We start from the raw sequence: 6,891 nt of genomic DNA, 5'->3' as shown, positions 1-6,891 counted from the left end.
CGAGCTGTGCGAGAACACCCCGCTGAAGGAGGGCGGCGAGGAGTACCTGGACTCGGAGAAGTACCAGCTCAGGCACCGCGACTGGGACAACGCCGGACGCGAGGGCCGCAGCATCGTCCCGCTGCTGACCCGCCTCAACACCGTCCGGCGGGAGAACCCGGCCCTCCAGCAGCTGCGCGACCTCCACTTCCACCACGCCGACCAGGAGGCGGTGATCGCCTACTCGAAGCGGAAGGGTTCGAACACGGTTCTGGTGGTCGCCAACCTCGACCCCCACCACACCCAGGAGGCCACGGTCTCGTTGGACATGCCGCAACTCGGCCTGGACTGGCACGAGTCGGTGCCGGTGCGCGACGAGCTCACCGGCGAGACCTACCACTGGGGCAGGGCCAACTACGTGCGCCTCGAACCGGGTCACCGGCCCGCGCACGTCTTCACGGTCCTGCGACCGTCCACCCCGGAGATCGGAGGGTCACCCACAACATGATCGTCAACGAACCCGTTCAGGACACCTTCGAGGACACCCCCGCCAGGGACCGTGACCCGGAGTGGTTCAAGCGCGCCGTCTTCTACGAGGTGCTCGTCCGCTCCTTCCAGGACAGCAACGGCGACGGCGTCGGTGACCTCAAGGGCCTGACCGCGAAGCTCGACTACCTCCAGTGGCTGGGCGTCGACTGCCTGTGGCTGCCGCCGTTCTTCAAGTCGCCGCTGCGCGACGGCGGCTACGACGTCTCCGACTACACGGCCGTCCTGCCGGAATTCGGTGACCTGGCCGACTTCGTGGAGTTCGTCGACGCCGCCCACCAGCGGGGCATGCGCGTCATCATCGACTTCGTCATGAACCACACCAGCGACCAGCACCCGTGGTTCCAGGAGTCGCGCAAGGACCCCGACGGGCCCTACGGCGACTACTACGTGTGGGCCGACGACGACAAGCAGTTCCAGGACGCGCGGATCATCTTCGTCGACACCGAGGCCTCCAACTGGACCTACGACCCGGTCCGCAAGCAGTACTACTGGCACCGGTTCTTCTCCCACCAGCCGGACCTCAACTACGAGAACCCGGCCGTGCAGGAGGAGATGATCTCCGCCCTGAAGTTCTGGCTGGACCTGGGCATCGACGGGTTCCGGCTGGACGCGGTGCCGTACCTGTACCAGCAGGAGGGGACCAACTGCGAGAACCTCCCGCGCACGCACGACTTCCTGAAGCGGGTGCGCAAGGAGATCGACGCCCAGTACCCGGACACCGTCCTGCTCGCGGAGGCCAACCAGTGGCCCGAGGACGTCGTCGACTACTTCGGCGACTACACCAGCGGCGGCGACGAGTGCCACATGGCCTTCCACTTCCCGGTCATGCCGCGCATCTTCATGGCCGTGCGGCGCGAGTCCCGCTACCCGGTCTCCGAGATCCTGGCCAAGACGCCGGCCATCCCCTCGGGCTGCCAGTGGGGCATCTTCCTGCGCAACCACGACGAGCTCACGCTCGAGATGGTCACCGACGAAGAGCGCGACTACATGTGGGCCGAGTACGCCAAGGACCCCCGCATGCGCGCCAACATCGGCATCCGCCGCAGGCTCGCCCCGCTGCTGGACAACGACCGCAACCAGATCGAGCTGTTCACGGCCCTGCTGCTGGCCCTGCCCGGCTCGCCGATCCTGTACTACGGCGACGAGATCGGCATGGGCGACAACATCTGGCTCGGCGACCGCGACGCCGTGCGCACGCCGATGCAGTGGACGCCCGACCGCAACGCCGGGTTCTCCTCGTGCGACCCGGGACGGCTGTTCCTGCCCACGATCATGGACCCGGTCTACGGCTACCAGGTCACCAGCGTCGAGGCGTCCATGGCCTCGCCGTCGTCGCTGCTGCACTGGACCCGCCGCATGATCGAGATCCGCAAGCAGAACCCGGCCTTCGGGCTCGGCTCGTACACCGAGCTGCCGTCGACGAACCCGGCGGTGCTGGCGTTCCTGCGCGAGTACGAGGACGACCTGGTGCTGTGCGTGAACAACTTCTCCCGTTTCGCACAGCCCACCGAGCTGGACCTGAGCGCCTTCGAGGGGCGGCACCCGGTGGAGCTGTTCGGCGGGGTGCGCTTCCCCGCCATCGGCGAACTGCCGTACCTGCTGACCCTCGGAGGCCACGGCTTCTACTGGTTCCGGCTCCGCAAGGAGACCGTGTGAGGCCTGATGAGGCCTGTTGAGGCCCGATCCGCGGGACGGGCCGCAAACCCCGGCGGCGGGGCGTTTCCTCCGCCCCGCCCGGGGCACGCATCAGTAACACCCCGCCCACCCGCGTGAGCCGGAGGGGCGCCGTCCGGAGCCGGTCACGGGCACCGGAGGCGCACCACAAATGGGTGAAAGGACGCGACGCCATGTCGGAAGCCGTCACACGCACCGTCACCACCCCGCCCGGCCTTCTTGCCTCCCTGGATCCGCTGCTGCGGGAATGGCTGCCACGGCAGCGCTGGTTCGCGGGCAAGGGACGGCCGGTCACCGGGTTCACGCTGGTCGAGGCCACCGAGCTGCTCCCGGCCACGTCCAAGCTGGGGCTGTACCACCTGCTGGTCCGCGCCCACCAGCCCGTCGCGGCGACCCACGGGGCGCCCGGCCACCCCGGTGACTGCTACCAGCTGTTGATAGGCGTGCGCGAGGCGCTGCCGCCTCGGCTGGCGCCCGCGCTGATCGGACACGTGCCGACGGGACCGCTGGCCGGCCGGCCGGTCTACGACGCCCTGCACGACACCAGGCCCGCCGAGCTGCTCCTGGAGGCGCTGCGCACCCGGGCCCGGATCGGCAGGCTGCGTTTCGAGCGGGACCCCGGCCAGGACATCCGCACCGGACTGGTACCGCGCGTGGTGACCGCCGAGCAGTCCAACTCATCGCTCGTCTACGGAGATACGTTCATCCTGAAGCTGCTCCGCCGGATCGTTCCGGGGGTCAACCCGGATCTGGAGCTGCCGCTCGCGCTGGCCCGCGAGGGCTGCCCCCGGGTGCCCGCGCCGACCGCGTGGATGGTCGCGGACATCGACCCGGCGGCGGATCCGGTCGTCCCGCCGGGCCCGGTGGACCTCGCCGGCCAGCCGTACGTCCTGGGTGTGCTCCAGCCGTTCCTGCAAGGCGCCTCCGACGGCTGGGAGCTGGCGCTGCGCGAGCTGGCCAAGGGCGAGGACTTCGGCGCCGAGGCGCGGGCACTGGGGCGGGCCACCGCCGAGGTGCACACCGCGCTGGCCCGGGCGTTGCCGACGGTCACGCTCGGTCACGCACAGCTCCAGCTGATGGTGAACGGCATGATCGAGCGGCTGGACGCTGCCGTCCATGCCGTGCCCGCGCTGCGGCCGTACGCACGCGGCCTGCGGTCGGCGTTCACCGCGCTGGGCGACCTGGCGGCCGAGGGCCGCACCTGGACCGCGCAGCGGGCGCACGGCGACCTGCATCTCGGCCAGTGCCTGCGCTCGCCGTCCGGCGAGTGGTGGCTGATCGACTTCGAGGGCGAACCGGCCCGGCCGCTGGCCGAACGCCGTATGCCGCAGCCGACGGTGCGCGACGTCGCCGGCATGCTGCGGTCCTTCGACTACGCGGCACGCTCGGCCGACCCGCCCCAGCCGGACTGGGCCGAGACCTGCCGGTCCGCGTACTGCTCGGGCTACGCGGAGGCCTCCGGCCACGATCCGCGCACCGACCCGGTGCTGCTGCGGGCCTACGAGACGGACAAGGCGATCTACGAGGTGGTGTACGAGGCCAGGCACCGCCCCGACTGGCTGCCGGTGCCCCTGGCCGCCATAGACCGGCTCGCCTCGACCGGCCACCTGACCTGACCGACCACCCTCGTCCTGGAGGCTCCGCCCGTGACCCCCCGCCCTGAGTCCAGCGGTTCGCGTCCCAAGGGGACCGCCGGGGAGAAGATCCCCGAGCAGCCCACGGCCGCCCAGCAGAAGAGCGCCGCGAAGAAGACGGCGGTGCCGAAACAGGCAGCGGCGAAGAAGGCGGCTCCCGCGCGGACGACCGCGAAGAAGGCGGCCGCCGGCAAGACCACCGTCGCCAAGACCGTGGCCAAGAAGGCGGCGACGAAGGCTCCCGCCAGGAAGGCGCCGGCGGAACAGCCCGCCGCCGCTGCCGCCGCCGAGTCGACGGCGGTCGCGAAGAAGGCCGCCGCGAAGAAGGCGGCGGTGAAGAAGACGGCGGTGAAGAAGGCTGCGGCCAAGAAGGCCGTGAAGAAGACCGCCGCCGAGAAGGCCACGGCCGCCGGGGCGACGGCGGCCGGGTCCGCGGCGAAGAAGACCGCCCCCGCCAAGGCCACAGCAACCAAGGCCACCGCGACCAAGGCCGCCGCGACCAAGTCCCCCGCCACGAAGGCCGCGGCGAAGAAGGCGACCGCGAAAAAGGCGACTGCGAAAAAGGCAGGGGCGAAGAAGGCCGCGGTGAAGAAGGCCGCGGTGAAGGAGGCGCCCGCCGCCAAGGCCCTCGCGAAGAAGGCCACCGCGTCCGAGGCGCCCGCGGAGGTTCTTCCGGAGAAGCGCGCGGTCAAGAAGGCGCCCGCGCAGACGGCCCCGGCCGGCACGGCCACTGGCGGGACGGCCACTGGCGGCACGGCCCCGGCCGGCACGGCCACTGGCGGGACGGCCACGGGCGGGACGGCCACTGGCGCGCAGGTCGTTCCGCCGGAGATGGAGGTCGCCGTCGCACCCGCCGTCGGGTCGGCGGACCGGGAGCGGCTGCTCGGCGGCACGCACCACGACCCGCACTCCGTGCTCGGCGCGCACCCCGTGCCCGGCGGCGTCGCCTTCCGGGCGTTCCGGCCGTACGCCCTGTCGGTGACCGTCGTCGCCGGGGAGCTGCGGGCCGAGCTGCACGACGACGGTGAGGGGTTCTTCTCGGGGTTGCTGCCGCTGACGGAGGTCCCGGCGTACCGGCTGGTCGTGGAGTACGAGGGCACGGTCCTGGAGACCGAGGACGCGTACCGTTTCCTGCCCACGCTGGGCGACCTCGACCTGCATCTGATCGGCGAGGGCCGGCACGAGGAACTGTGGACGGCGCTGGGCGCGCACCCGATGACCCACCAGGGCGTGACCGGCACCCGGTTCGCGGTGTGGGCGCCGAACGCGCGCGGGGTGCGCGTGGCCGGCACCTTCAACTTCTGGGACGGCACCGCGCACGTCATGCGCTCGCTCGGCTCGTCCGGGGTGTGGGAGGTGTTCCTGCCGGACATCGGCGAGGGCGAGCTGTACAAGTTCGAGATCACCCGCCCCGACGGTTCGAAGACGCTGCGCGCCGACCCGATGGCCCGCCGTACGGAGGTGCCGCCCGCGACCTCGTCGGTCGTCACCTCCTCGCAGTACGAGTGGGGCGACGCGGACTGGCTGTCCCGGCGCGCCGAAGTCCCCGCGCACGAGGCGCCGTTCTCGGTGTACGAGGTACATCTGCCGTCCTGGCGACCCGGTCTGACGTACCGCCAGCTCGCCGAGCAGCTGCCCGGGTACGTGAAGAACCTGGGCTTCACGCACGTCGAGCTGATGCCGGTCGCGGAGCATCCGTTCGGCGGCTCCTGGGGTTATCAGGTGACCGGCTTCTACGCGCCGACGGCCCGGCTGGGCACGCCGGACGACTTCCGGTACCTGGTCGACAAGCTGCACCAGGCGGGCATCGGCGTCCTCATGGACTGGGTGCCGGCGCACTTCCCGCGGGACGCCTGGGCGCTCGCCGAGTTCGACGGGCGTCCGCTGTACGAGCACGAGGACCCGCTGCGGGCCGCGCACCCTGACTGGGGCACGCTGGAGTTCGACTTCGGGCGCAACGAGGTGCGCAACTTCCTCGTGGCGAACGCCGTGTACTGGTGCGAGGAGTTCCACATCGACGGGCTGCGCGTGGACGCCGTCGCCTCGATGCTGTACCTGGACTACTCGCGCGAGCCGGGCCAGTGGACGCCCAACGAGCACGGCGGCCGGGAGAACCTGGACGCGGTGGCGTTCCTGCAGGAGATGAACGCGACGGTGTACCGCAGGGTGCCGGGCGTGGTCACCATCGCCGAGGAGTCCACCGCCTGGGACGGTGTCACCCGGGCCACCCACCACAAGGGCCCGAGCGGCTTCGGCGGGCTGGGGTTCGGGCTGAAGTGGAACATGGGCTGGATGCACGACTCGTTGCAGTACATGAGCCACGAGCCGGTGTACCGCAAGTACCACCACCACGAGATGACCTTCTCCATGGTGTACGCCTACAGCGAGAACTACGTGCTGCCGATCTCGCACGACGAGGTGGTGCACGGCAAGCGTTCCCTGGTGTCGAAGATGCCCGGCGACTGGTGGCAGCAGCGCGCCGGGGTCCGGTCCTACCTGGGCTACATGTGGGCCCATCCGGGCAAGCAACTGCTGTTCATGGGGCAGGAGTTCGCCCAGGGCGCCGAGTGGTCCGAGGCGCACGGCCCCGACTGGTGGCTGCTGGACCCGGGCTACGGGGCCGAGCCCGACCACCGCGGGGTGCGCGATCTGGTGCGCGATCTCAACACCGTGTACCGGGCGACCCCGGCGCTGTGGCGGCTGGACACGGACCCGGCCGGTTTCGAGTGGATCGTCGGGGACGCCGCCGACGACAACGTCTTCGCGTTCCTGCGGCTGGACCCGGAGGGTGTGCCGGTGCTGGCGGTGTCCAACTTCGCGCCGGTCACCCGCCCGGACTACCGCCTGGGCGTCCCGGAGGACGTCCCCGCCTGGCACGAGGCCGTCAACACCGACGCGGCCCGCTACGGCGGCAGTGACGTCACCAACCCCGACCCGGTCAAGCCCGAGCCGCTGGCCTGGCACGGCCGCCCGGCGAGCATCCGGCTGACCCTGCCGCCCCTGGCGACGGTCTGGCTGCGGCCGGCGTAAGGGGCCGGGCGAGAGGCGCGGCGTG

The 6,891-nt window shown here is 71.2% G+C and carries 4 protein-coding genes; all 4 read left to right on the top strand.

The features are described from left to right. On the top strand, positions 1-487 hold a 487-nt coding region (locus ACFV20_RS28820; protein WP_385661565.1), incomplete at its 5' end, for a DUF3459 domain-containing protein. Continuing rightward, the gene (treS, locus tag ACFV20_RS28815; protein WP_385661563.1) at positions 484-2,184 is read left to right on the top strand and encodes a maltose alpha-D-glucosyltransferase; all 1,701 of its coding nucleotides are present in this window, start codon (positions 484-486) and stop codon (positions 2,182-2,184) included. The genes ACFV20_RS28820 and treS, both read left to right, overlap by 4 nt. 191 nt (positions 2,185-2,375) lie before the next feature. Then, positions 2,376-3,818, top strand: coding sequence for a maltokinase (locus tag ACFV20_RS28810; RefSeq protein WP_385661561.1), 1,443 nt, complete (start codon positions 2,376-2,378; stop codon positions 3,816-3,818). Positions 3,819-3,848: 30 nt separating this feature from the next. Beyond that, the gene (gene glgB, locus ACFV20_RS28805) at positions 3,849-6,866 is read left to right on the top strand and encodes a 1,4-alpha-glucan branching enzyme (protein ID WP_385661558.1); all 3,018 of its coding nucleotides are present in this window, start codon (positions 3,849-3,851) and stop codon (positions 6,864-6,866) included. Positions 6,867-6,891: the final 25 nt, after the last annotated feature.

Source organism: Streptomyces sp. NPDC059696, from assembly GCF_042733745.1.
Taxonomy (GTDB): domain Bacteria; phylum Actinomycetota; class Actinomycetes; order Streptomycetales; family Streptomycetaceae; genus Streptomyces.
Note: the sequence above shows the minus strand (reverse complement) of the source record. Positions and strands in the feature narration are given on the sequence as shown.

Coding starts and splice junctions, on each gene's coding strand:
- treS (WP_385661563.1), top strand. CDS start 484: ATGATCGTCAACGAACCCGTTCAGGACACCTTCGAGGACACCCCCGCC.
- ACFV20_RS28810 (WP_385661561.1), top strand. CDS start 2,376: ATGTCGGAAGCCGTCACACGCACCGTCACCACCCCGCCCGGCCTTCTT.